This window comes from Streptomyces sp. NPDC001222, from assembly GCF_042896945.1.
In the GTDB taxonomy this organism is placed as follows: Bacteria; Actinomycetota; Actinomycetes; order Streptomycetales; family Streptomycetaceae; genus Streptomyces; species Streptomyces gibsoniae.
This window is the reverse complement of record NZ_JBIAXT010000038.1, coordinates 50,219-75,997: the sequence shown is the minus strand read 5'-3', so window position 1 is coordinate 75,997 and position 25,779 is coordinate 50,219. Positions and strand designations below refer to the sequence as shown.

The 25,779-nt window shown below is 69.2% G+C and carries 18 protein-coding genes; 5 read left to right on the top strand and 13 right to left on the bottom strand.

From position 1 onward, the window contains the following. Positions 1-256 precede the first annotated feature (256 nt). From ACFY2Z_RS35265 to thyX, 3 genes are all read right to left on the bottom strand, one after another. Complete coding sequence (locus ACFY2Z_RS35265; RefSeq protein WP_390748076.1) at positions 257-1,942, bottom strand: ribonuclease J; 1,686 nt, start codon at positions 1,940-1,942, stop codon at positions 257-259. A gap of 128 nt (positions 1,943-2,070) precedes the next feature. Then, positions 2,071-2,970, bottom strand: a complete 900-nt coding sequence (gene dapA, locus ACFY2Z_RS35260) for a 4-hydroxy-tetrahydrodipicolinate synthase (RefSeq protein WP_390748075.1) — start codon at positions 2,968-2,970, stop codon at positions 2,071-2,073. Between the two features lie 211 nt (positions 2,971-3,181). After that, complete coding sequence (gene thyX / locus ACFY2Z_RS35255; RefSeq protein WP_311700051.1) at positions 3,182-3,922, bottom strand: FAD-dependent thymidylate synthase; 741 nt, start codon at positions 3,920-3,922, stop codon at positions 3,182-3,184. A gap of 243 nt (positions 3,923-4,165) precedes the next feature. On the opposite strand from thyX, the gene ACFY2Z_RS35250 reads away from it, so the two are divergent. Both ACFY2Z_RS35250 and ACFY2Z_RS35245 read left to right on the top strand, forming a co-directional pair. Further along, complete coding sequence (locus ACFY2Z_RS35250; protein WP_390748074.1) at positions 4,166-4,402, top strand: hypothetical protein; 237 nt, start codon at positions 4,166-4,168, stop codon at positions 4,400-4,402. Positions 4,403-4,524: 122 nt separating this feature from the next. Beyond that, complete coding sequence (locus ACFY2Z_RS35245; RefSeq protein ID WP_390748073.1) at positions 4,525-5,082, top strand: hypothetical protein; 558 nt, start codon at positions 4,525-4,527, stop codon at positions 5,080-5,082. Between the two features lie 149 nt (positions 5,083-5,231). Here ACFY2Z_RS35245 and ACFY2Z_RS35240 read toward each other — a convergent pair whose 3' ends face one another. The 10 genes from ACFY2Z_RS35240 to eccD form a co-directional block, all read right to left on the bottom strand. After that, complete coding sequence (locus ACFY2Z_RS35240) at positions 5,232-5,684, bottom strand: hypothetical protein (RefSeq protein ID WP_390748072.1); 453 nt, start codon at positions 5,682-5,684, stop codon at positions 5,232-5,234. Positions 5,685-5,696: 12 nt separating this feature from the next. Beyond that, positions 5,697-6,449 carry a 4-hydroxy-tetrahydrodipicolinate reductase gene (gene dapB, locus ACFY2Z_RS35235; protein ID WP_390748071.1) on the bottom strand — a complete coding sequence of 251 codons (753 nt, stop codon included), beginning with the start codon at positions 6,447-6,449 and terminating at the stop codon, positions 5,697-5,699. Between the two features lie 25 nt (positions 6,450-6,474). Continuing rightward, on the bottom strand, positions 6,475-7,854 hold the full coding sequence (locus ACFY2Z_RS35230) for a M16 family metallopeptidase (protein ID WP_390748070.1): 1,380 nt from the start codon (positions 7,852-7,854) through the stop codon (positions 6,475-6,477). Further along, on the bottom strand, positions 7,851-10,070 hold the full coding sequence (locus ACFY2Z_RS35225) for a polyribonucleotide nucleotidyltransferase (protein WP_390748069.1): 2,220 nt from the start codon (positions 10,068-10,070) through the stop codon (positions 7,851-7,853). Before ACFY2Z_RS35225 ends, ACFY2Z_RS35230 begins: the two co-directional genes overlap by 4 nt. Positions 10,071-10,393: 323 nt before the next feature. Then, positions 10,394-10,681 carry a 30S ribosomal protein S15 gene (gene rpsO, locus ACFY2Z_RS35220; RefSeq protein WP_059415298.1) on the bottom strand — a complete coding sequence of 96 codons (288 nt, stop codon included), beginning with the start codon at positions 10,679-10,681 and terminating at the stop codon, positions 10,394-10,396. A 228-nt stretch (positions 10,682-10,909) separates the two neighbouring features. Beyond that, positions 10,910-11,419: a hypothetical protein gene (locus ACFY2Z_RS35215; RefSeq protein ID WP_390748068.1), complete on the bottom strand. Its 510-nt coding sequence runs from the start codon at positions 11,417-11,419 to the stop codon at positions 10,910-10,912. 115 nt (positions 11,420-11,534) lie between these two features. Then, positions 11,535-11,765: a hypothetical protein gene (locus ACFY2Z_RS35210; RefSeq protein WP_390748067.1), complete on the bottom strand. Its 231-nt coding sequence runs from the start codon at positions 11,763-11,765 to the stop codon at positions 11,535-11,537. Continuing rightward, positions 11,762-12,913, bottom strand: a complete 1,152-nt coding sequence (locus tag ACFY2Z_RS35205; RefSeq protein ID WP_390748066.1) for a WXG100 family type VII secretion target — start codon at positions 12,911-12,913, stop codon at positions 11,762-11,764. Before ACFY2Z_RS35205 ends, ACFY2Z_RS35210 begins: the two co-directional genes overlap by 4 nt. Continuing rightward, a complete protein-coding gene (locus tag ACFY2Z_RS35200; RefSeq protein WP_390748065.1) occupies positions 12,910-13,245 on the bottom strand; it encodes a WXG100 family type VII secretion target in 336 nt (111 codons plus the stop codon). The genes ACFY2Z_RS35205 and ACFY2Z_RS35200 overlap by 4 nt, the downstream gene beginning before the upstream one ends. 238 nt (positions 13,246-13,483) lie before the next feature. Next, positions 13,484-14,941, bottom strand: coding sequence for a type VII secretion integral membrane protein EccD (eccD, locus tag ACFY2Z_RS35195; RefSeq protein WP_355921792.1), 1,458 nt, complete (start codon positions 14,939-14,941; stop codon positions 13,484-13,486). A 288-nt stretch (positions 14,942-15,229) separates the two neighbouring features. On the opposite strand from eccD, the gene eccCa reads away from it, so the two are divergent. The 3 genes from eccCa to ACFY2Z_RS35180 all read left to right on the top strand — a co-directional run bounded on the left by eccCa (position 15,230) and on the right by ACFY2Z_RS35180 (position 25,779). After that, the gene (eccCa, locus tag ACFY2Z_RS35190; RefSeq protein ID WP_390748064.1) at positions 15,230-19,174 is read left to right on the top strand and encodes a type VII secretion protein EccCa; all 3,945 of its coding nucleotides are present in this window, start codon (positions 15,230-15,232) and stop codon (positions 19,172-19,174) included. Between the two features lie 172 nt (positions 19,175-19,346). Further along, the gene (locus ACFY2Z_RS35185; RefSeq protein ID WP_390748063.1) at positions 19,347-19,745 is read left to right on the top strand and encodes a hypothetical protein; all 399 of its coding nucleotides are present in this window, start codon (positions 19,347-19,349) and stop codon (positions 19,743-19,745) included. A 286-nt stretch (positions 19,746-20,031) separates the two neighbouring features. After that, positions 20,032-25,779: a toxin glutamine deamidase domain-containing protein gene (locus ACFY2Z_RS35180; protein ID WP_390748062.1), complete on the top strand. Its 5,748-nt coding sequence runs from the start codon at positions 20,032-20,034 to the stop codon at positions 25,777-25,779.

Below are 25,779 nucleotides of genomic sequence, written 5' to 3'. Positions count from 1 at the left end.
CGACTCTATCAGATCTTTTCTCGACCCGATTTCCTCGGTGCTTTCCAGGTTCCCGCTCCCGCGTTTCCCTTTCCGGCTTTCCCGACTTTATCAGAGATTCTGAGTCAGGATTTCCGCCCTGCCGGGGCAGGTTCCTGACGCTCGATGGCGCCGGGTTCCCCCGCTGGCGGAGCCGTAAACGTACTGGAGCGGGGCCCCTCGATGCAAATCGAGGGGCCCCGCTCCAGTTGCATCTGCGTCAGGACCTGACCAGGTGTCAGACCTCAACCACCACAGGCAGGATCATCGGCCGGCGCCGGTAGCTGTCCGAGACCCACTTGCCCAGGGTTCGCCGGATCAGCTGTTGCAGCTGGTGCGGTTCGACGACGCCGTCCTGCGCGGAGCGCTCCAGCACCTCCGTGATCTTCGGGAGCACCTCGCTGAAGGCGGAGTCCTCGATGCCCGAACCACGGGCCTGAACATGGGGTCCACCCGTGATCTTGCCCGTCGAGGCGTCCACGACCACGAAGACCGAGATGATGCCCTCGTCGCCCAGGATCTTGCGGTCCTTGAGCGCCGGCTCCCCGACATCGCCGACCGAGAGGCCGTCGACGTACACATATCCGGCCTGGACCTTGCCGGAGATCTTCGCCTTGCCTTCGATGAGGTCGACGGCGATGCCGTCCTCGGCGATGACGATCCGGTCGTGCGGGACACCGGTCAGGGCACCCAGCTCGGCGTTCGCCCGCAGATGGCGCCATTCGCCGTGGACCGGCATCAGGTTCTTCGGGCGGCAGATGTTGTAGAAGTACAGCAGCTCGCCCGCGGACGCGTGGCCCGAGACGTGCACCTTGGCGTTCCCCTTGTGCACCACGTTGGCGCCCCAGCGGGTCAGACCGTTGATCACGCGGTACACCGCGTTCTCGTTGCCGGGGATCAGCGACGAAGCGAGGATCACCGTGTCGCCCTGGACGATCCGGATCTGGTGGTCCCGGTTGGCCATCCGCGACAGCGCCGCCATCGGCTCGCCCTGCGAGCCCGTGCACACCAGCACGACCTCGTCGTCGGGTAGGTCGTCCAGGGTCTTGACGTCCACCACCAGACCCGGCGGCACCTTCAGATAGCCGAGGTCACGCGCGATGCCCATGTTGCGGACCATGGAGCGGCCCACGAAGGCGACCCGACGGCCGTACTCGTGCGCGGCGTCCAGGATCTGCTGGATGCGGTGGACATGGCTGGCGAAGCTCGCCACGATGATCCGCTTGCGGGCGCCCGCGAAGACCTGGCGCAGGACATTGGAGATGTCGCGCTCGTGCGGGGTGAACCCGGGAACCTCGGCGTTGGTGGAGTCGGTGAGAAGAAGGTCGATGCCCTCCTCGCTCAGCCGTGCGAACGCATGGAGGTCGGTCAGACGGTTGTCCAGCGGCAGCTGGTCCATCTTGAAGTCGCCGGTGTGGACGACCATGCCGGCCGGGGTCCGGATCGCGACCGCGAGGGCGTCCGGGATGGAGTGGTTGACGGCGATGAACTCGCAGTCGAAGGGGCCGACCCGCTCTCGCTGACCCTCCGCGACCTCCAGCGTGTAGGGGCGGATGCGGTGCTCCTGGAGCTTCGCCTCGATCAGCGCGAGGGTCAGCTTGGAGCCGATCAGCGGGATGTCGGGCTTCTCCCGCAGCAGGTACGGGACGCCGCCGATGTGGTCCTCGTGTCCGTGGGTGAGGACGATGCCCTCGACGTCGTCGAGGCGATCACGGATGGACGAGAAGTCCGGCAGGATCAGGTCGATTCCGGGCTGCTCCTCCTCGGGGAAGAGCACTCCGCAGTCGACGATCAGGAGGCGACCGCCGTACTCGAAGACGGTCATGTTCCGGCCGATCTCCCCGAGGCCGCCGAGTGGCGTGACCCTCAGGCCGCCTTCGGGGAGCTTCGGCGGCGGGCCGAGTTCAGGATGCGGATGACTCAAAAGACTCTCCTCACCACGCACGCCACGTACCTGTACGGGCACGTGGCGCGCATGACGTTCGTGCAAAAGCAGTTGTTTGTGTGGGGTGCAGGCACCTGGGTCCTGCCTATTCAGTTGTGAAGTCTGTGTCAGAGTTCTACCCCGCCGGCGGCAAGATCGATCTTGAGCTGAGCGGTCTCCTCGGGCGACAGCTCGACCATGGGCGCGCGCAGGGGTCCGGCGGGCAGACCCTGCAGCCCGAGCGCGGCCTTGGTGGTCATGACGCCCTGGGTGCGGAACATGCCGGTGAAGACCGGAAGCAGCTTCTGGTGGATCTCCAGCGCCTTCTGGACGTCGCCGCTGGCGTAGGCCTCGGCCATCGCCCGCAGCTCCGGGGTGACGACATGGCCGACGACCGAGACGAAACCGACCGCGCCCACCGAGAGCAGGGGCAGGTTGAGCATGTCGTCGCCGGAGTACCAGGCGAGGCCGGACTGGGCGATCGCCCAGCTGGCGCGGCCGAGGTCGCCCTTGGCGTCCTTGTTGGCGACGATCCGCGGGTGCTCCGCCAGGCGGACGAGGGTCTCCGTGGTGATCGGGACCCCGCTGCGGCCCGGGATGTCGTAGAGCATGACCGGCAGCTCGGTGGCGTCGGCGATGGCCTTGAAGTGCCGGTACAGCCCCTCCTGCGGGGGCTTGTTGTAGTACGGCGTCACGGTGAGCAGTCCGTGCGCGCCGGCCTTCTGCGCCGCGCGCGCCAGCTCGATGCTGTGGTGGGTGTCGTTCGTGCCGACACCGGCCACGATGTGGGCGCGGTCGCCGACCGCCTCCAGGACGGCCCGTACCAGCTCCGATTTCTCCGCATCGCTGGTGGTGGGGGACTCGCCGGTGGTGCCGTTGATGATCAGGCCGTCGTTGCCTGCGTCCACCAGGTGGGTGGCGAGCCGCTGTGCGCCGTCGAGGTCGAGTGCGCCGTCCGCCGTGAACGGCGTGACCATGGCGGTGAGGATCCGCCCGAAGGGGATCTGCGGAGTGGAGGTCGGAGCCATGGCATACACGCTACTCGTTGCTCAGGGCGGGGTCTGCCCTCGGGGTGTGGGGAAAGTCCTGACAAAGGTGGAACCCGGCACTGCCTGCTCGGGGGTTCAAGCAGTGCCGGGTCCGTTTGATCAGGCTAGATGAACTTCTCGAAATGCCGCAATACGGACACTTCGCTCGGCTGACCGCACATCTGTGCCCGAACCGCGAACAGGCGCGGAATCACGGCGCAACGCGCCCGTTGGCATTGAAGGCGGCATGAGTGAGAGGCATGAGCTCGGCCCACTCCGCCTCCATCCGCTCGCCGACCATCTCGATCTCCCGCTGCGGGAACGAGGGCACCTTGGCCAGCTCGTGCTGGGTGCGCAGGCCGAGGAAGTGCATGAGGGAGCGCGCGTTGCAGGTCGCGTACATCGACGAGAACAGGCCGACCGGGAGGACCGAACGGGCGACCTCGCGGGCCACGCCCGCGGCGAGCATCTCCTGGTACGCCTCGTACGCGTGCACGTACGTGTCCTCCATGACCCGGCCGACCAGCTCCTGCTGCGCCTGGGTGCCCTCCACGAACCGGTACTGGCCGGGACGGCCCTCCTGGACGAGCTTGCGGGACTCGTCGGGGACGTAGAAGACGGGCTCGAGCTCGCGGTAGCGCCCGCTCTCCTCGTTGTACGACCAGCCCACGCGGTGCCGCATGAACTCGCGGAAGACGAAGATCGGGGCGCTGATGAAGAACGTCATCGAGTTGTGCTCGAAGGGGCTGCCGTGCCGGTCCCGCATCAGGTAGTTGATCAGCCCCTTGGAGCGCTCCGGGTCCTTCTTCAGCTCCTCGAGGGACTGCTCGCCGGCGGTGGAGACGCGGGCGGCCCACAGCACGTCGGAGTCGGCCGCGCTGTGCTTGACCAGCTCGACGGTGACATCGCTGCGGAAGCTGGGCTTGAGGTCGTCGGCGGGGGTGTCGGTCACGGTGTGGAAGATCCTTCCCATCACAGGCTCGGGCGGCGCCCACTCTACGGCCCTGCACTGACAACGGGGCGTTCGCGGCCGGGCCACGACATTCGGCAGCGAAGTTCGGCGAAATCGGCGAAACAGGGCACCTTTCGGCGGCCTCGCGCGTCTGTATGAGTGACGGCGCCCCGTTCGGGTCACCCGGTCCGCAGCAAGCCCCGGGAGACCCGGTCCCTACCAGCCAGAGGAGATGCGCTCCCCATGTTCCGTCGGCGCGAGCCCGTACCGTTCGCCTTCCTCGCCGAGGCCGACTCCTTCCGCAGCAATGTCACGCGCCCGCCCCGCGAGCGTTCCTCGGCCGGCCAGATAGCCGGACGCTGGCTGATGGGGCTCACCATCGTGGCCGGGCTCGTCGGCGCCCTGGTCATAGGCATGCCGTCGATGTCGCACCAGTCGCCCGCGGCGACGCAGCACTCCGAGGCCTCCGACGGGCGCTGACACGCGCCCCCGCCGTCCGACTGGCGCACGGGCGCACTCCCTCGGCCCCCCGAGGGTGGTGAGCCGGGACACGGCTCGATAGCCTCACCGGGCACAGCCCCATGAGCGAGTGAGGATCAGCCGTGCCCCTGCCCTTCCTTACGGCCGACCGTGCTTTCGAGCAGGCAGCGGACGACACCCCGCTGCCGTACGACGACCGCGACCGCTGGCGGCGCCCCTACCGCCCCGGCCCGTGGCGGGTGGGTGCGTCCGCGCTCCTGCTCCTCCTGGCCTCGTACGTGCTCTTCGCGGCTGTCATCATCGCGTTCACCGGCACGCTGTCCGGCGCCGTCATGGTCTTCGTCATCGCGCTGGTCGTGATCGCCGGGGCCCTGCGGCTGCTGCGCATGGGCGTCTGGGTGAGCGCGCGGGGGCTGCGCCGGGTGGGCTTCTTCGTCACGCGTACGACGCGCTGGGAGCGGGTCGTCTCGGTGCGGACAGTGCAGCAGCCGGTGCGCTGGCTCGGGCTTCCGCGCACGGTGCAGGGACAGGCGCTGGTCCTCGTACGCAAGGACCGCGCGGCCGAGGAGCTGCCGCCCCTGCTGTCCACGCACGGCGCCGACTTCCTGGCGCGCCCGCAGGCCTTCGACCGGGCGGCGGACACGGTCGAGGCCTGGGCCGCGGAGTACGGCCGGGTCTGACCGGCCAGGACGCCGGGCCGGTCGCGCGACGGCGCGGGGCCGCCGGAGGCGCGACGACACGACGACGAAGGGGCCGCCCCGCGGATGCGGGGCGGCCCCTTCTGCGTCGCGGGCGGCCGGCCCTCGGGCCGGGGCAGGGAACGCACTCGTCAGGGTGTGACCGGCCTGCCCTCGTGCAGGGCGATCGCCCGCTGCATCGCCTTGCGGGCGCGGGGCGTGTCACGGGCGTCGTGGTAGGCGATGGCCAGCCGGAACCAGCTGCGCCAGTCGTCCGGGGCCGCCTCCGTCTCCGCCCTGCGCCGGGCGAAGACCTCGTCGGCCGAGTCGCGGTCGATCCGGCCGCCGGGAGTACGCCTGAGTTCGTCGACCGGCAGACCGCCCTCGGCGTCCAGCGCGGCGGCGAGCCGGTTGGCCTTGCGGACGAACTGGGTGTTCTTCCACAGGAACCACACACCGATGACCGGCAGGATCAGCACCGCGATGCCGAAGGTGACGGTGACCGCGGTGCCGGCCTGGATCAGGAGCACGCCACGGCTGCCGACCAGGACGAAATAGACGACCAGGACGGCGGCCGTGACGACGTAGGTGAGCTTCGCGCGCATGGACAGCCGCTTCTACTTCAGGTCGAGGAAGTGCTCCAGGCCGAAGGTGAGGCCCGGAGCGGTCACGACACGGCGGACACCGAGCAGGATGCCCGGCATGAAGCTGCTGTGGTGCAGCGAGTCATGGCGGATGGTGAGGGTCTCGCCCTCGCCGCCGAGCAGCACCTCCTGGTGGGCGAGCAGACCGCGCAGCCGGACCGCGTGCACCGGCACCCCGTCGACGTTCGCTCCGCGGGCGCCGTCCAGGGCCGTCACCGTGGCGTCGGGCTGCGGGGCGCTGCCCGCCTTCTCCCGCGCGGCGGCGATGAGCTGGGCGGTGCGCGTGGCCGTGCCGCTGGGGGCGTCCACCTTGTTCGGGTGGTGCAGCTCGACGACCTCCACGGACTCGAAGTACGGGGCGGCCACCTCGGCGAACTTCATGGTCAGCACGGCGCCGATGGAGAAGTTCGGGGCGATGAGGACGCCCGTCTCCGGTGACTGGGCCAGCCAGCCCCGCAGCTGCGCGAGGCGCTCGTCGGTCCAGCCCGTCGTGCCCACCACGGCGTGGATGCCGTGCCGTACGCAGAAGTCGAGATTGCCCATCACCGAGGCAGGCGTGGTCAGCTCCACCGCCACCTGGGCGCCCGTGTCGACGAGGGCCTCCAGCTTGTCGCCCCGGCCGAGGGCGGCCACCAGTTCCATGTCCTCGGCGGCGTCGACGGCCCGTACCGCCTCCGCACCGATCCGGCCCTTGGCGCCCAGGACCGCCACGCGCAGCTTGCTCATCTCTTGCTTCCTTAACCGGAGGGGATTACGCGACCGCATCGTGCAGACGGGACGCCTGCCTGTCCTTCAGCGGGCCGATGACCGACAGCGAGGGCCGCTGTCCGAGGACGTCCCGGGCCACGGACCGGACGTCGTCCGGGGTGACCTCGGCTATCCGGGCCAGCATGTCGTCGACGGACATCTGGTCGCCCCAGCACAGCTCGCTCTTGCCGATGCGGTTCATCAGCGCGCCCGTGTCCTCCAGCCCGAGGACCGTGGCCCCGCGCAGCTGGCCGATGGCGCGGGAGATCTCGTCGTCGGACAGGCCGTGCTCGGCCACCTGGTCCAGTTCGTCACGGCAGATCTTGAGGACGTCGTGCACCTGGCTGGGACGGCAGCCCGCGTAGACGCCGAACAGACCGCAGTCGGCGAAGCCGGAGGTGTACGAGTACACGCTGTAGGCGAGGCCCCGCTTCTCGCGGACCTCCTGGAACAGCCGGGACGACATACCGCCGCCGAGCGCCGTGTTCAGCACCCCGAGAGCCCAGCGGCGCTCGTCGGTGCGGGCCAGGCCGGGCATGCCGAGGACGACATGCGCCTGCTCGGTCTTGCGGGACAGCAGCTCGACCCGGCCGGCCGTGCGGATGCCACGGCGGCCTACCCGCGGTCCGAGGGGCGCGGCGTCCGACCGGGTGAGTGTGCCGGCCTTCTCGAAGGCGGCTCGCACCTGGCGGACGACCTTGTTGTGGTCGACGTTGCCCGCGCACGCGACCACCAGGTGCGTGGGGTCGTAGTGCTTGCGGTAGAAGCGGCGGATACGGTCGGCGCTCAGGGCGTTGACCGTGTCGACCGTGCCGAGGACCGGGCGGCCGAGCGGGGTGTCGCCGAGCATCGTGTGCGCGAACAGGTCGTGCACACAGTCGCCGGGGTCGTCCTCCGTCATCGCGATCTCCTCGAGGATCGCGCCGCGCTCGATGTCGACGTCCTCCTCGCGGATCAGCGAGCCGGTGAGCATGTCGCAGACGACGTCGATCGCCAGCGGCAGGTCGGTGTCGAGCACACGCGCGTAGTAGCACGTGTACTCCTTCGCCGTGAACGCGTTCATCTCGCCGCCGACCGCGTCGATGGCGGCCGAGATGTCCAGCGCGCTACGCCGTTCCGTGCCCTTGAAGAGCAGGTGTTCGAGGTAGTGCGTGGCCCCGTTCAGCGCCGGCGTCTCGTCGCGCGAGCCGACGTGCGCCCAGATGCCGAACGTGGCGGAGCGCACCGAGGGCAGAGTCTCGGTGACGATGCGCAGTCCACCAGGAAGGGTGGTCTTACGGACAGTGCCGATGCCGTTCGCCCCCTTGATCAGGGTTTGGGTACGGGCGACGGCCCGCGCCTCCGAGGAGGTGCGGGCCGTCGCCTTGAAGCCACGGGACGTCACTGGTCGGTGTCGTCCTTCGCGTCCTCGGCCGCTTCCTCGCCCTCGATGACGGGGATGAGGGAGAGCTTGCCGCGGGAGTCGATCTCGGCGATCTCGACCTGGACCTTGTGGCCCACGGCCACGACGTCCTCGACGTTCTCCACGCGCTTGCCGCCGGCGAGCTTGCGGATCTGCGAGATGTGCAGCAGACCGTCCTTGCCCGGGAGCAGCGAGACGAACGCGCCGAAGGTGGTCGTCTTCACGACCGTGCCCAGGTAGCGCTCGCCGACCTCCGGCATGGTCGGGTTGGCGATGCCGTTGATCGTGGCGCGGGCGGCCTCGGCGGACGGGCCGTCGGCGGCACCGATGTAGATCGTGCCGTCGTCCTCGATCGTGATCTCGGCGCCGGTGTCCTCCTGGATCTGGTTGATCATCTTGCCCTTGGGGCCGATGACCTCACCGATCTTGTCGACCGGGATCTTGACGGTGATGATCCGCGGGGCGTGCGGGGACATCTCGTCGGGCCGGTCGATGGCCTCCATCATCACGTCGAGGATGTGGAGACGCGCGTCGCGGGCCTGCTTGAGGGCCGCGGCCAGGACGGAGGCCGGGATGCCGTCCAGCTTGGTGTCGAGCTGGAGGGCGGTCACGAACTCCTTGGTGCCGGCGACCTTGAAGTCCATGTCGCCGAAGGCGTCCTCGGCACCGAGGATGTCGGTCAGCGTCACGTAGTGCGTCTCGCCGTCGATCTCCTGGGAGATCAGACCCATGGCGATACCGGCGACCGGGGCCTTCAGCGGCACACCGGCGTTCAGCAGCGACATGGTGGAGGCGCACACCGAGCCCATGGACGTCGAGCCGTTGGAGCCGAGGGCCTCGGACACCTGACGGATCGCGTACGGGAACTCCTCGCGCGTCGGCAGAACCGGCACCAGAGCGCGCTCGGCGAGGGCGCCGTGGCCGATCTCGCGGCGCTTCGGGGAGCCGACGCGGCCGGTCTCACCGGTGGAGTACGGCGGGAAGTTGTAGTTGTGCATGTAGCGCTTGCGCGTCACCGGGGAGAGGGTGTCGAGCTGCTGCTCCATGCGCAGCATGTTCAGCGTGGTGACGCCCAGGATCTGGGTCTCGCCGCGCTCGAACAGGGCCGAGCCGTGCACCCGCGGGATGGCCTCGACCTCGGCGGCCAGGGTGCGGATGTCGGTGACACCGCGGCCGTCGATGCGCTTCTTCTCCTTGATGACGCGCTCGCGGACCAGAGCCTTGGTCAGCGAACGGTACGCGGCGGAGATCTCCTTCTCGCGGCCCTCGAACTCCGGCAGGAGCTTCTCGGCGGCCAGGCCCTTGACGCGGTCCAGCTCGGCCTCGCGCTCCTGCTTGCCCGCGATGGTCAGCGCGGAGGCCAGCTCCGGGCGGACCGCGGCGGTCAGCGCCTCCAGGACGTCGTCCTGGTAGTCGAGGAAGATCGGGAACTCGCCGGTCGGCTTGGCGGCCTTCGCGGCGAGGTCGGCCTGGGCCTTGCACAGCACCTTGATGAAGGGCTTCGCGGCCTCCAGACCGGCGGCGACGACCTCCTCGGTGGGCGCCTCGGCGCCGCCCTTGACCAGCTGGATGGTCTTGTCGGTGGCCTCGGCCTCGACCATCATGATCGCGACGTCGCCGTCCTCCAGGGCACGGCCCGCGACGACCATGTCGAAGACGGCGTCCTCGAGCTCGGTGTGCGTCGGGAAGGCGACCCACTGGCCGTTGATCAGCGCGACGCGGACGCCACCGATCGGGCCGGAGAAGGGCAGACCGGCCAGCTGCGTGGACGCGGACGCGGCGTTGATCGCCACGACGTCGTACAGGTGGTCGGGGTTGAGCGCCATGATGGTGGCGACGACCTGGATCTCGTTGCGCAGGCCCTTCTTGAAGGACGGGCGCAGCGGGCGGTCGATGAGCCGACAGGTGAGGATGGCGTCCTCGGAGGGACGGCCCTCACGGCGGAAGAAGGAACCGGGGATCTTCCCGGCCGCGTACATCCGCTCCTCGACGTCGACCGTCAGCGGGAAGAAGTCGAGCTGGTCCTTGGGGCTCTTGGACGCGGTGGTGGCCGACAGGACCATCGTGTCGTCGTCCAGGTACGCGACGGCGGAGCCGGCGGCCTGCTTGGCCAGGCGGCCCGTCTCGAAGCGGATCGTGCGGGTGCCGAAGGAGCCGTTGTCGATGACGGCCTCGGCGTAGTGGGTCTCGTTCTCCACTAGCGTTTTCTCCTCGTCTTCGTCCTTCGCTGCCCGTGTGGCAGGGGGACGGTGGCGGAGAAGCGCGCCATCTGGTGCGGGCCGGTCTTCGATCGAAGCACCCGGGGCTCGCTTCCTCCCGGGGGCCACTACCGAGGACCGGCGGCGGCGAGGTGCGCTTCTCCTCGTTCGGTGTGCGGGATGCGCCCGGGGTCCGGACGCTCCTCGCACGCGTGTCGTACGTCCTGCGTTGTGCTACCACACTACAAAGCGGCAGTGACAGTCCGCACGTACAGCAAAGGGAGCGGTCCCCTTCGTATGGGAACCGCTCCCTCCACGGCGTCTTACTTGGCGCCCGCCGCACCACGGCGGATGCCGAGGCGGTCGACCAGCGTACGGAAGCGCTGGATGTCCTTCTTGGCCAGGTACTGCAGCAGCCGGCGGCGCTGACCGACCAGGATGAGCAGACCACGGCGGGAGTGGTGGTCGTGCTTGTGGGTCTTGAGGTGCTCGGTCAGGTCCGAGATGCGGCGGGACAGCAGCGCGACCTGGACCTCGGGGGAGCCGGTGTCGCCCTCCTTGGTACCGAACTCGGACATGATCTGCTTCTTCGTGGCGGCGTCGAGCGACACGCGTACTCCTCGTAGTCTTCTGAGTGCCACCGAGTGCCCCTGGTCTTCATCTCAGGGGAGCTTCCACAACTCGGGTGGCGGGGATCCGCCGGGCGCGGCCTCCAGATCCCTGACGGCCCCTGAGGGCATCGGGCGAGGTCCGGGGGTGCGTACACGAACGGCCGTCACACAGGGTACCAGCCCGTAGCGGGCAGGTTTCCCGCCCTCGGGGTCCGAGGCCGACGGGCGTCAGCGGGCCCGCAGGAACTGGTCCGCGGCGACGACGGCGACGAGGCCGGTCGCCAGCAGCCATGTGCCGATACGCGTCCGGCCGCGGCGGCTGAGCTCGATGACCACGCCGCACAGGACGAGGGTGGCGCCGTAGACACCGATGGTCAGGAGCGAGGGTTGCTCACGGAGCCCTACGACAAGCATGACAGCGACCGCAGCCATGATCGCCCCGGCCACGGCGATGCGAATGCGGCGGGCCTGCCGGGGGCTCAGTGCCTGGTGCCGCTCCTCGGGCTCCTCGGGCTCCTCGGGCTCCTCAAGCTCCTCGGGCTCCTCAAGCTCCCCCAGCTTCTCGGGCTCCCTCAGTTTCTCGGACTCCCCCAGCTCTTCGGGCTCCCCCAGGTTCTCGGGCTCCCCCAGCTTCTCGGACCTCGCGCTGAGCCCGGCCTGGTCGCCATCGGCATCTTCCTGACCGGTGTCGACGTTTTCTTGATCGTTGTCGACGTCCTCTTGGTCGGTCGAAGTCATGGCAGCTTGATCGGTCGAGGTCATGGGGGCAGCGTAGAAGCGAAACCGTCGAACGCGCCGACAACATCGCGGTACTGCCTGCGCCTTCCGAGACGGCAAGCCGCGAGCCGCAGCGTCACAAGAGCCGGAAGCCGAAGCCCGTGGCGGCCAGGCCTACGACGAGGACCACCGGCCCGATGACGTAGTTGCCCCACTTTCTGGGCCTTTGGGCGCGCAGGAGGGCGATGGTCACAGCGGCCCCGGCTATGACGATCAGACACCCGGCGACCCCGAGGAGCGCCAGGAGGAACCCGCTCCACGAAGCGGGGTGGTCCGGGTTCGGGGTCCAGGTCGCCGCAAGTCTCATGGCGTAGGCTGCTCTCCCTCGCTCTTGGCCAGGTCCTGGATGTCAGACTCGATGCCGGAGCCGGCCGCGTAGACGCCCGTGTTCAACGTGGTGCCCACGGTGTTCTTGAACGCGTCGTCGGCAAGCTTGCCCCGGTCACTGAGGTTCTCACCGCCAAGACTTCCATGCTCCTCCAGGGCGTGGTTGACGCCGTGGTTCTGGGCGTTGCCGAAGGCGCCGGTCGCCGCGTTCGTGAGGGCGTCCTGCCCCATCGTCGAAGCGTCCTGGCCGTTGGCCATGTCGGCCGTGAGGCCACCCGCGACGTTGGCCACCGCACCGTTGACGGTGGTGCCGAACAGTCCGTCGCCCCTGAGGATGTTGCCCGCCACCCCGCCCAGCTCCGCCGTGCCCGCCACCGCCGCACCGCCCCCGGTGAACACGGCCGTGCCGCCGGCGGCCCAGGCACCGCCGGCGAGGTCGTCCCCCACGGTCACGGGCTGGCCGTGAACGGCCTGATTGACCATCATGCTGCCCGAGTCGGCGACGAAGTTGGTGACGAGGCTTTCGCCGCCCTTGGTGAGGAACTTCGCGCTGAACTGGGCCACTTTGGAGAGAACCCGGGCCAGCGTGGCCGCCCCTTCCTCGGTGAGCGCGCCGAACCGCTCCAGCAGGGCCGCCACCTTCTCGGCGGCCGAGGTGAAGAGCTTCACCAGGTCGACGATCCTGCTGATCCGTGCGGCCACGGCCGTGTTCGCGACGAGGTCGGAGAGGAAGCCGGTGAAGAAGGACAGCGCCGCTCCGGCGATCTCCATCTCGGCGATCTCGACGCAGATGTCGATGATCTCCTCGTTGATCCTGTCGATCTCGTCGGCGTACGCCCGCAGCCCGTCGGCCACCTGGTGGAAGTTGCGCGCGACGTCGCCGATGACCTGCTTCTGTTCCTGCCAGTGCTTCTCGAAGGCGTCGCGGGCGTCGCCGTGCCAGCCCTGCTTGTCGACCCCCGCGATCGCCACATCGAGGGTGTGGACGACCTCGGTCAGCTCGGTGCCCATGGTGTCCCAGGCACGGGCGATCGTCCGGAGGCTCTCGCCGTCACCGCCCGGAAGCTCCACCCCGCACGCCTGGAGAATCTCCAGGACCTTGCCGTCGATCCAGCCGTTGACGCTCACGCCGGACCACCTGCCGGCCCGGTCGCGGCGTTGAGATGGCGTATGGCCACCTGGTCGGAGTCCTTGTAGTTCGCGGCGTTGAGGCGCAGCCGGTCGGCGTCGCTGCCGAGCACCCCGGGGAGGTGCCCGAGCGCCTTGACGGTGCTGGACAGCAACTTCTGGTACTTCTCCGCCGCGCCGTCGCAGGCACCGAGCAGGCCGAAGGCCTCCCCGATCCCGGACGCCGTCGCCGCGAAGTCGTCGATCGGCCTGGTCAGCCCTTTCGCTTCCCGGTCGAACTTGCCCGCGAGGTCTGTCAACGTATCGGGATCGACACCGAACTGGTCCATCATCCCGCCCCCGTCATCGAATACATGATCAGCGACGGTACCCACGACAGGGTTGCGTGACAGGGGGCGTTTACCGGTTCAGAAGGCGCCCCTGTCGCAACCTTTGCGCCTGCCCGTCCCACGGTTTACCGCTGCGGCCTTCGCGCGGGAGGCCGGGGCCGGTCGCAGTAGGCGATCCGCACGCACGGCAAAGGAAACGGCGCCCCGCAGCAGCGGGGCGCCGTTCGCCGTCGAGCGGTGGTCAGACTCCGCCGCGGACCTTGCCGTAGACATCGAGGACGGCCAGGCAGACCGGGACCAGGGAGAGCAGGACCAGGGAGTCCGCGAGGTCCAGCATGCGGCCCCAGAAGGGGGAGAGCCCCTTCTGCGGCACGATCAGGGCGATCGAGATCAGCAGCAGCACACCGGCCGCGACCGAGGCGCCGAGCCACAGGGTCCGTATGTCGACGGGGCCGGCGTTGCCCTGGGCCAGCTCGACCAGGATGTCGGTCGGGGGCGAGATCGCGAGGCCGAGCACCAGGAGGCCGAGGGTGACGACACCGGCCACGAACAGGCATGTCACCTGGGCGGTGTAGCGGAACAGACGGGCCCGCAGCATCGCGGCGAGGCCGGTGCACAGGGCGAGCAGCTGGGCCCAGCCGCTGTCGCTGAAGCCGAGCACCGCGCCGCCCGCGCCGACGATGACCGCGGCACAGCCGCCGACGAGGCCGAGCAGCAGCTCGTGGCCCCGGCTGGTCTGGGCGACGATGCGCTGGACGTCGACCGCCTCCAGGTCGCCGTCCCGGCCCTCGCGACGGGCCCGGGCCAGGTCCTCCGGGTTACGGAAGCCGATCGGCAGCTTGGCGAAGCGGGCCGACCAGCCGGGCAGGAAGCCGACGACGGCCAGCGCGACGACCGCGGTGCCCGCGGCGATCTGCCGGGGCTGTGCGTCGGTGAGGACACCGCAGAACACGGCGAGCGTGCCGATCGCGGCGGCGAGCGCGGCGGCCACGAAGGGGGCGTCGCCCTGCGGCAGCAGCATGATCAGCACGATGGAGAAGAGCAGCACAGCGACGCAGCCGACGAGGAACTGGATCCGGCCGGGACCGTGACCCGCGTCCTGGGGGATGACACCGGAGCCCGCGATGAGCGCGTGCGGCAGGGCCGAGACACCGAGCGCGACGGCGGAAGCGCGGTCGTCGTAGACCCGGGCCCGCACACCCGCGAGTGCCGTCAGGGCGAGCGCGACCACACCGGCGAGGATGCCCTGGAGACCGTGCATGTCGTGCCGTATCGGGTCGGCGAACCAGAAGACGAAGCCGAGCATGACCAGCAGCAGCGCACCGGAGACAAGGCCGGCCACCCGCATCAGGTTGTCGTTCCAGCTGCGCAGGTCCTGCTTGACGGCGGCGGCGATCGCGTCCACCACGTCGTCGTGCACGGCCGGCGGCAGCGAGTCGGCGAACGTGCGCAGCAGCAGCACCTCGCCGTCCCTGACCCGCTGCTCCTGCAACGACCGGCTCGCGTCGAGCACTTGCCCCTCGCGGCGTACGAGGTGGTAGCCGGCGGGGCTGGTGTCCGGCTGAACCAGGCCCGAGAGCCTGACGATCTCGGGAAAGAGGTCCTGAATCGGCAGGTCCTCCGGCAGCGCCACATCGACACGGCTGTCCGGCGCTGCGATGGTGATTCGGCAGAATCCTGTCGAAGTCCCCGTGCTCACCTGGTAGTTCCCCCTGCTAGACAAGACTTCTTCACGACTTTTTCACGACTTCACGTCGCTCGTACGACGCGGAGCGCCACCCTATCCGTTGCCGCCTCCGGCCCGGGGCCTGCCTCCTCCATTCCCCCAGGACCCGCCAGGCATCTCCATCGTCCTGCCTCCTTTGCGCACGGTGCGCATCAGTAGGATCGACGCCTGCGTGGACGACGCCTACGCGAACGAGAACAGGTCGCGGTACACGGGGGCGTCGGTACCAAGACGTATCAATCGCGAAGGAAGAGTGCATCGGTGAGCGTCGTCATCATCAAGCGGCCGCCGCGAACAGCGCCCCCGGTCGTCCCGGACGGCGAGGTCAGACTCGAGACGCCCCCCGAGATCCCGCGCGAGGGCGAGGAGAGCATGCTGATGACCCTGCTGCCCATGATGGGCATGCTGGGGTCGGTCGGCTTCTTCTTCATGCCGGGTCTGCCGTCCTATATGCGGGTGGTCGGCGGACTGATGCTGGCCTCGACCCTGGCCATGGCGATCGCCCAGTTCACCAAGTCCCGTCAGGGCGGCGGCGCCGGGATGGCCCAGGACCGGCGTGACTACTTCCGCTATCTGGAGCAGGTCCGCAAGGAGGTGCACAAGACCGCCGATCTGCAGCGGCGCAGCCAGCTCTTCCAGCACCCCGAACCGGACCAGTTGTGGGCGCTGGCGGCCGACGGCAGGCGGCTGTGGGAGCGGCGCCCGACCGACGGGGACTTCGCCTCCGTCCGGATAGGCCGTGGCACCCAGCAGCTGAACACTCCGCTCGTCGCCCCGGAGACCGCGCCCAAGGAGGAGCTGGAGCCGCTGACCGCGGCGGCCATGAAGGCCTTCCTCGATGCGCACGGCAGCCTGGCCGACCTGCCCGTCTCGGTCTCGCTGCGCGCCTTCTACCACGTGACGGTGAGCGGAGACACCGACACGGTCTACGGCAACGCCCGTGCCACGCTTGCCCAACTGACGACGCTGCACTCGCCGGAGGACCTGATGGTCGCCGTCGTGGCGCACCCGTCCGCGGCGGCCGACTGGGACTGGATCAAGTGGCTTCCGCACAGCCAGCATCCGAAGGCCAAGGACGGCGCGGGCTCGGCCAGGCTCCTCTTCGACGACCTCGGGGAGCTGGAGGAGGCGCTGGCCGACCAGCTGACGGACCGACCGCGCTGGAACCGGGACGCGAACCCGGTGTACGACCAGCCGCATCTGATCGTGGTGCTCGACGGCGGCACGGTGCCGCCGGACTCCGAACTCGCCAGCGTCGAGGGGCTCCAGGGCGTCACCTTCCTGGAGATCGCCCCGGGCGAACTGGAGGAGGAGCTGCGCGCCGGTCTGACGGTCCACGCGAAGCCCAACGGCATGCGGCTGTACGTGGGCCACGAGTCCGCGTACACCGGCAAGCCCGATGTGCTGAGTGCCGCGCAGGCCGAGTCCCTGGCCCGGCAGCTCGCCCCCTTCCGGGTCGGCACCGCGGAGGAGGGCGAACCCCTGCTGTCCAACCTGGACTTCACCGATCTCATGGGCATCGGTGACGCGGGTTCCGTCGATGTCTCGCGCACCTGGCGGCCGCGCACGCTGCACGAGCGGCTGCGGGTGCCGATCGGTGTCGGCGAGAACGGCGAGCCGGTCATGCTCGACCTGAAGGAGGCCTCGCAGGAGGGCATGGGCCCGCACGGCCTGTGCGTCGGCGCGACCGGTTCCGGCAAGTCGGAGCTGCTGCGGACGCTGGTGCTCGGTCTCGCGGTGACGCACTCCTCGGAGACGCTGAACTTCATCCTCGCGGACTTCAAGGGTGGTGCGACCTTCGCAGGCATGGCGGACATGCCGCACACCGCGGCCGTCATCACCAACCTGGCGGACGACCTCACGCTCGTCGACCGTATGCGTGACGCGATCACGGGTGAGATGCAGCGGCGCCAGGAACTGCTGCGCACTGCGGGCAACTACGCCAACCTTCACGACTACGAGAAGGCACGGGCGGCGGGCGCGGCCCTGGAGCCGATGGCCTCGCTGGTGATCGTGCTCGACGAGTTCTCCGAGCTGCTCACCGCCAAGCCCGACTTCATCGACATGTTCATCCAGATCGGCCGTATCGGCCGCTCGCTGGGTGTGCACCTGCTGCTGGCCTCGCAGCGTCTGGAGGAGGGCAAGCTGCGCGGCCTTGACACCTATCTGTCGTACCGGATCGGTCTGCGCACCTTCTCCGCCGCCGAGTCCCGTACGGCGATCGGTGTCCCGGACGCCTACCACCTGCCGTCGATCCCCGGCTCGGGTTATCTGCGCTACGACACCGACACCATGGTCCGCTTCAAGGCCGCGTATGTGTCGGGGGCGTACCACGGCGAGGGTCCGTCCCGGGTGAACCGCTCCACCCAGCTGCGGCCCGCGCTGTTCACGGCGGAGCATGTGGCGCTGCCCGTGCAGCCGGTGGTCGAGGAGCCGGAGGCCGACAGCGGCGTGGACGACGCGCTCGCCGACACGGTCCTGGACGTCATCGTGGGCCGAATGGTCAACCAGGGACCGCCCGCGCACCAGGTGTGGCTGCCCCCGCTGGAGGAGGCGCCCTCGCTGGAGCAGCTGCTCCCCCAGCTTGCCGTCACTCCGGAGCGCGGCCTGACCGCGCCCGAGTACACGGCGCTCGGCCGGCTCAATGTGCCGGTCGGTCTGGTGGACAAGCCGTTCGAGCAGCGCCGCGACGTGCTGTACCGGGACTTCTCCGGCGGTGCGGGCCACGGTCTGTTCATCGGCGGTCCGCAGTCCGGCAAGTCGACGCTGCTGCGCACGCTCATCTCGTCGTTCGCGCTCACCCACACACCCACCGAAGTGCAGTTCTACTGCCTGGACTTCGGCGGTGGCGGTCTGATCGCGATGGAGGAGCTGGCACACGTCGGCGGAGTGGCCAACCGGCTCGACGCGGAGAAGGTCCGCCGGACGGTCAGCGAGGTCGAGGGCATCCTGAACACGCGCGAGGAGTACTTCCGCGCGAACAACATCGACTCGATCCAGACCTACCGGCAGCGCAGGGCCGCGGGACTGCTGCCCGACCAGCCCTGGGGTGACGTCTTCCTCGTCATCGACGGCTGGGCGACCTTCAAGATGGACTACGAGCTGCTGGAGGCGGCCGTCACCGACATCGCGACGCGCGGTCTCGGCTTCGGTGTGCATGTCATCCTGACCGCCAGCCGCTACACCGAGGTGCGGCCCGCGCTCAAGGACATGCTGCAGAACCGCATCGAGCTGCGGCTCGGTGACCCGACCGAGTCGGAGATCGACCGCAAGGTCGCCCAGAACGTGCCCAGCACCATGCCGGGCCGCGGCCTGAGCCTGGACAAGCTGCACTTCATGACGGCGCTGCCCCGCGTCGACGGCTCCTCGGACACCAAGGACCTGTCGGAGGCCACGACGATCCTCGTGCGCGGCGTCAACGACAACTGGCAGGGCAGCCACGCTCCGGCCGTACGGCTGCTGCCCACCCAGATGCCGGCGGACCGGCTGCCCAAGGGGTACGAGCACCCGGAGCGCGGTGTCGCCATCGGCATCGACGAGTCGTCGCTCGCGCCGGTCTTCGTCGACTTCGAGACGGATCCGCACTTCATCGTGTTCGGTGAGAGCGAGTCCGGTAAGTCGGCGGTACTGCGGCTGCTCATCAAACAGATCACCGAGCGCTACACCCCGGATCAGGCGAAGATCGTCATGGGTGACTACCGGCGCGCCCATCTGGAAGGTGTCCCGGAGTCGCATCTGTCGCGCTACTGCGCGTCGGCGCCCGCCCTGGCCGAGACGCTCGAGGGCCTGGCCGGTTCGATGCACCGTCGCATGCCGGGCCCGGACGTCACGCCCGAGCAGCTGCGCAACCGCAGCTGGTACAGCAGCCCGGACGCGTTCGTCATCGTCGACGACTACGACCTGGTGGCGACGGGCATGAACCCGCTGGCCCCGCTGCTCGAGTACCTTCCCTTCGCCCGTGACATCGGTCTGCGGGTCATCATCGCGCGGTCCTCGGGCGGTGCCAGCCGGTCGCTGTACGAACCGGTGATGCAGCGCCTGCGTGAACTGGGCGCCCAGGGCATCGTGCTCTCCGGCGACCGTACGGAGGGTGCGCTGCTCGGCAACATCACCCCGTCGCAACTGCCGCCCGGCCGCGGATACTTCCACACGCGGCGGCGCGGGGGTCAGCTGATCCAGACCGGATGGCTCCCGGCGCGGTTCTGAGCTCGCGTCGAGCCCGGCACGGCGATCGGAGGGGCGGCACCCGAGGGGTGCCGCCCCTTCGGCGTGTGTGGGGTTGGAGGGGATGAGGGGCCGGAGGTGGGTACGGCCCCGGCCCGCCCGCTAGGGTGGCCTGTCGAACAGTCGAACAAATGCCGATTCGCGGGGGGCACTTGTGGCCGACGACGGGCTGCGCGCCGATCCCTCGGTCCTCAAGGCCGAGGGCTACAACATGTTCACGGTGGGCCAGAACTTCAGCAAGGCGGTGGAAAGCCTCCAGAACGGGCTGACCGCACTCGAAGGCGGCAACGGCACCCCGCCGTGGGGCGACGACGACATCGGCGAGAAGTTCGGCGTCGCCTACGAGGGCCTGCGCGACGGCATGTACCAGTCGATGAACAGCCTTGCGCAACGGCTCGCGGGGATGGGGCTGGCCTTCACCGAGATGGGCGTACGGCACGAGCAGAACGAGGACGACCAGTACGCCACCTGGCAGAGCATCACGACTCAGTACGACGGCCAGGTGGAGATGCCGACGGGGCCGCACCATCTGCGTCGTCGGCAAGAGGACTGATCAGCAGGCGTACGACGGCTCGATCCGTGGTCGTACGACAGCCTGATCCGTGGTCGTGAGGCGGCTCGATCCGCAGTCGTGAGGCTGCTCGATCGGGGCCGTCAGAAGGCCGCCGCGCGCGCCGCGGTCAAGCGGTCCGCCCTGCAACAGATTTGTGACAGCAATCCTCTGAAGTTGCTTGCGGGCCGGTACGTAAGCTGTGCGTACGGCTGTTCCAAGCGCGATCTCCCCTGCTGGGTGGGGGAGTTGGAAGCCGGTTGCAGACGGGGGTGTGTGCGCTGTGTCGATGATGCTGCCGGACGAACTCGAGTGGGTTCTCCAGATGCTCGGCTACCGCTGGCCGACGGCGGACGAGGACAAGCTCAGGGAGTGCGCCACCCTGTGGCGGAAGTTCGGCGACGACGTCACCGACCTGCACGCCTCGGCGAACGCCAGTGCCCGGACCGTGGTGGCTCACAACGCCGGCGAGTCGATCGACGCGTTCACCAAGGCCTACGCCAAGTTCGACGGCGGGAACGGCTCCGACGGCTACCTCGCGAACGCGGCACAGGCCGCCTACACCATCGCAAACGTGCTGGAAGCCTGCGCATACATCGTCGAGTTCGCCAAATGGGCGGTGATCGCCCAGCTGATCGCCCTGGCCTTCGAGATCGCCGCCGCCCAGGCCGCCGCGCCCTTCACCTTCGGCCTGTCCGAAGCGGGGGCGCTCGGCGCCACCCAGGTCACCCGGCTGATCGTGCGCCGCCTCCTCGACGAGCTCAAAGAGGCGCTCATGGAGTCGATCGTCCAGGCGCTGAAGGAACCCGCCATCTCGGCCATCGAGGCGATCATCACCGACCTCATCCGCCAGACGGTGAACGTCGGCTTCGGCGCCCAGCAGGGCTACGACCTCGGCCAGACCGTGAAGGCCGGCAAGGACGCCGGCTGGCAGGCCATCAAGCAGACCCCCCAGACCCTGGTCGAGGGTGTACGCGACAACCTGGGCCAGAAGGCCGGACACCGCTTCCACCACGCCATCGACAGCCGCATCGACGGCCATCACACGTCGGGCACGGAGAACGGCGAGGGCGGGGACGGCGGACACGGGCAGGGGGGCGGTGACGGGGACTCCAACTCCCCGTCGAGGTCGTCGTCGGACTCGGACACGAATACGGACTCGGGGTCGTCATCCGACTCCTCGTCGTCGACGCACTCGGACACGAGCGGGCACTCGGACACGAGCGGGCACTCGGACCGCACGGATTCGGGTACGAGCACGCATTCGGATTCGGGTTCAGGTTCAGGTCCGGGGAGGAACATAGGCGGCGATATATCCGCCGACACGGGCGGTGCCGGTGTTCATACGCCGGACGTGGGCGTGGGGCCCGGATCGGACTCCGGTTCTGATTCCGGCTCCGGCTCCGGCTCCGACTCGGGTTCCCGGTCGCCGAATCATTCCTCCTCGGACATCTCGGCCCCGCGGCACACACCGTCGCTGGCGGACTTCGACGACCCCACGCCGAGCGGAACCTCGCACAGCGCCCCGAACACCGACGTCTCGTCCGGCGCCCCGAGCATGTCCGCCCCCACCGGCACGGGCCACTCCTCGGTCTCCGGCTTCTCCTCACCGGCCCCGCACGCGGCACCCAGCCATGTGTCGTCCGACGGTACGGCGTCCTCGTCGAGCAGCGGCAGGGGCGGTGGCATCGGTACGTCGATCGACAGCCTGGCCGCCAGCGTCCCCACCCAGTCCCACGCCTCGCCCACGCCGACGCCCACCGACCACTCCCCCAGCGGAACCGGCGGCCGCACGGACGGCGGCCCAACCATGCCGACCTCGCCCACGCCACCGCCCACCACGGCCGACGGCCCGGGCCCGCGCCCGACGGCAAGCACACCCGGCACCACGTCCTCCACGGCAGGCCCCACCAGCCCGACCACGACCCCGGGCCCGACGAGGAATCCCTCCTCCACGACCCCGACCACAACGGGAACGGGCCCCGCGTCCACGCCGAGCCCCACGTCCTCGACCACGCCCCGGACACCGCGAACCGCGATGCCGGAGGGCCGCATACCCGGCACGGGTGACGGCCGCACATCCAACGCGGGCATCGGCCGAATACCCAGCGCCGGGGACGGCCGCGTACCCGGCGGTGGTGACGGCCGAGTATCCGGCGCAGGTGGCGGACGGCCATCCGGCACGAGCGACGGACGCACGCCTCGTACCACAGAGGGCCGCACGCCCGGGACGGCAGAGGGCCGCACGCCCGGGACGGCAGAGGGCCGCACGCCCGGGACGGCAGAGGGCCGCACGCCCGGTGCGACAGACGGCCGTACGCCCGGTGCGACAGACGGCCGTACGCCCGGTGCGACAGACGGCCGTACGCCCGGTGCGACAGACGGCCGCATCCCGACGCAGCGCACCCCCGGCACGGCCCCGGAGAGCCGAACTGCACCGCGCGAAACACCGGAGGGACGCTCGACGCCCCGCAGTCCTTCGGAGGACCGTACGACGCCCCGGCCGGAGGACCGCGCCACCCCCCGCACAGACGAGCGGACGACCCCCCGCACGGACGAGCGGACGACCCCCCGCACCGACGAGCGGACGACCCCCCGCACCGATGAGCGGACGACCCCCCGCAGCACCCCGGAAGACCGGTCCGCACCCCGCAACACACCCGGCACCACACCGGGCGACCGCACCGCGCCCCGGAACACCACGGACGCGACCGACACCCGCACACCCACCCGGGGCCAGAACCCGAACTCGGACCCGAGCCCGAACCGGAACTCGAACGCGGACCCGAACTCGCCCAGGAACCGAACCGCGAACCAGACGCCACCACCCCCCACCTCAAGCAACACCGGCGCCAGCACCGGCAGCGGCAGCGGGCCGGAGCGAACCTCCTCGAACCCGAACAGCAGCACTCAGACCCCGAACTCCTCAGCGCAGCCCGGCCCCACCCAGCCCTCCCGTGGCTCCGGCGCGCCCGGCACCCAGAACCAGCCGGGCCCCCGCCCCACCCCCAACAAGCCGAACCAGCCCGCAGGCACGGCACCCGGCACCCATCCGCACCCGGACGCCCCGCAGCAACCGGCGTCACAGCACCACACGTCGCAGACATCCGAAGCCGGAACGGACAAGTCTCGCGACCACGACCGACAGCACGATCAGGTGACGCCCGTCCCGATCCACACCGTCGTTCCCGCCGCGACACCCTCCACCCCGCCGTCGCACGCGGGCCACACCACACCGCAGCCACCGGGCGCGCCGCACACCGAACCGGGCACGTCCCCCCAACAGCACCCGCACCAGGAGAGCCTGGACACCATCCGCAACGGCCTGGACCACTATCCCGGCGGCCTGACCGAACCACACCCCCACGACCAGCAGGCCCTGGTCAACGCGGTACCGCACGAGCCCGACGGCACCCCGCAGCGTTTCCCGGACCCCTTCGGCCATTGGTCCCAGCTCCAGAACGACGGCGGCAACCAGGTCCCGGGTCGCAGCAACAACTGCGCCGACTGCTCCCGCTCCTTCCTGGAGACCTGGTACGGAAACCCCCAGGTCTCAGCGCCCCGCACCCTCGACGTCGACCAGCACGGCAACCTCGACCCCTGGTCCCCCGAGCACGACGCGAACACGAACCAGATCCGGTGGTCAGGCGCCGCGCACACCTACGCCGGCACCGGCAGCGACCCCGAAACCCCCAACCGCATCGCGTCGGACCTCCAGCAAGCCGGCCACGGTGCCGCGGCCATCGTCCAGGTCGACTGGCCGGGCGGAGGCGGCCACGCCTTCAACGCCGTGAACCACCACGGCAACATCATCTGGATCGACACCCAGAGCGGAGAGGTCAGCCACCAGCCCCTCCACATCCCCAACGCGGAACACGTCTGGCACATCCCCCTGGACGCCAACCGCAACCCGCTCCACCCCACCCCCCCTCCCGAAAACGGCACCTCTCACCACGACTCGAACAACCCCCAAGAGGGAACCGGCACTCCCCACCCGGAGTCCGACAACTCCCTCCATGAGAACAACAAGACCCCCGACTCGGAGAACTCGTCAGACGAGCCCTCGAAGAAGGCCCCCGACGAGAACACCCCCAACTCGGAGGCCGAAACCACCCCGCACAATCCACCCCGCACCGAGTCCGACAACCACAGCGGGGAAGACCCGTCCCACGCTGAGCCAGGCCCCACCCACGCGGACACACCAAAGACCGACGGCACCTCAACCCGCCATCCGTCCGACACCACATACGAGCCGGACTCTGGGTCCCCGCACACCACCGACGAGAACAAGAACCGTACGGAAGGCGACAGGCTCACCTCGCCTGCACACGACGCCGTACAGCCGTCGCACGCCAGCACTCGAACGGACGTACCCCACGCCCCCCACGCCGGCGACCCAACCCCTGAACACCAGTCCCCTTCAGCGACCGAGCGCCCAGGGAACACCGACCCCCGGAACGTCACGGACGACACAGTCCCCGCGCCCAAGCACGCCGCAACAGGTGACCTGGCCACCGACCAGCGAACCCCCACCTCAGGGCCGCACACGGCCGGGACACCGCATCAGCAGCACACCCCCGCCCCGCGCCCAACCGATCCACTCAAGCAAGACACCTCCGAACGGAAACCACCGACAGACGATCAGCCCGGCCCCCGGCCCAACACCACAGCTCGCCCCGATCGCCCTGCACCGGCCATCCCCGACAACCGAAACCACCGAGCGCCCGAGAACCCTGCCGGACACGGGTCAACGCCTGACGACGCCGATCCGACCCGGGCCGAGCGGAACGCGTCCCTTCCGCTGCCGGAGCGACCCGACGCTGAGCAACTTGGCCTGGCACCGGATGACGCCCAGCAAGCCGTGCGCGACTACGAAAACCCCGATCTGAGGGGTCTTCCGGTACACCGCATCGACCTCGAGCCCGTCCACGAGGGCCTGAGAGGGTGGGCACGCGACGGACGTCTGGCGTCAGTGCTCAGAGAAGCAGCCGACAGGATGGACGCTGTCAAGCAGGCTCGCGAGGCGGGCGAGACGGATATGCCGCCAACGGCCTTCTCCAGAAAGTTCCTCGAGGAATCGCTCGGCGACGAGTTCCGTCAGTTGAATGATGGCCAGAGATATGCAGTGGTCGCATCTCTGGCCAGGCTCAGCCTCGCATACCACGAAAGCCAGGGAGTCGGGCACAACCCCGAACATGACCGCGATGGCCGCCCGTACATGGACGCCGAGCCGCGCGGGGACGGAGACCCTGACCGCGCCACGGACTCCGAACGCGCGGTGAGCGCGGATGCGCGTGACAGGGCAAACAATAAGTTCCCGAGCCAGTACCGTTCCGACCAGGAGACAAAGGACAATCTCAAAGAGCTACACGAGCGACTCACCGGGAATTCTAAGCGGCCGACCATTGAACAGATCAACGCGATCATTGATGCCACTGGACACAAGCCGGATTTCTCCGGAAAGAACTACGCCGTCATTGAAGTCGTGGACTCCAAGGGAAACAGCAGCTACGTCGTCGACTCGTCTGTTCCCGCGGATGAGTCCGGAGTCTCTCCGCGTCACTCGGAGAAGCATCTCCTCGACTGGTTCGATCGCACCAACTCCGCTCCAGAAGGCAAGAAGTACACCCTTGCCGGCCTCTATACGGAACGTGAACCATGTGGTGTGGGAGAGGGGCATGCCGACTGTTCGACACGGCTACGCACTCACCCGGACATGAGGGACGGAAAGATTCCTGTCCACTACAGCACCACCTACCGCACCGATCCTGAAGGTTTGGAGCTGCGACAAGCGGACCGAGAACGACTGAAGGATCTGCAAAACAAAGCACTCGCCAAAATGGAGGACGGTCTACCCAAGGAGGAAATAGAGAGGAGACTTAAGAAACTCGGTCTCCACAACTCGCAGATATCGCGCAAGGTGGGCAAGATCGCCACAGACCCGGAGAGCGCCATGACCGAGGAGATGAACGATCATCTGTCCGTGATCGGCGAGGTCTGGGCCGAGACTATGCTGCACATCATCCCGCCTCATTAG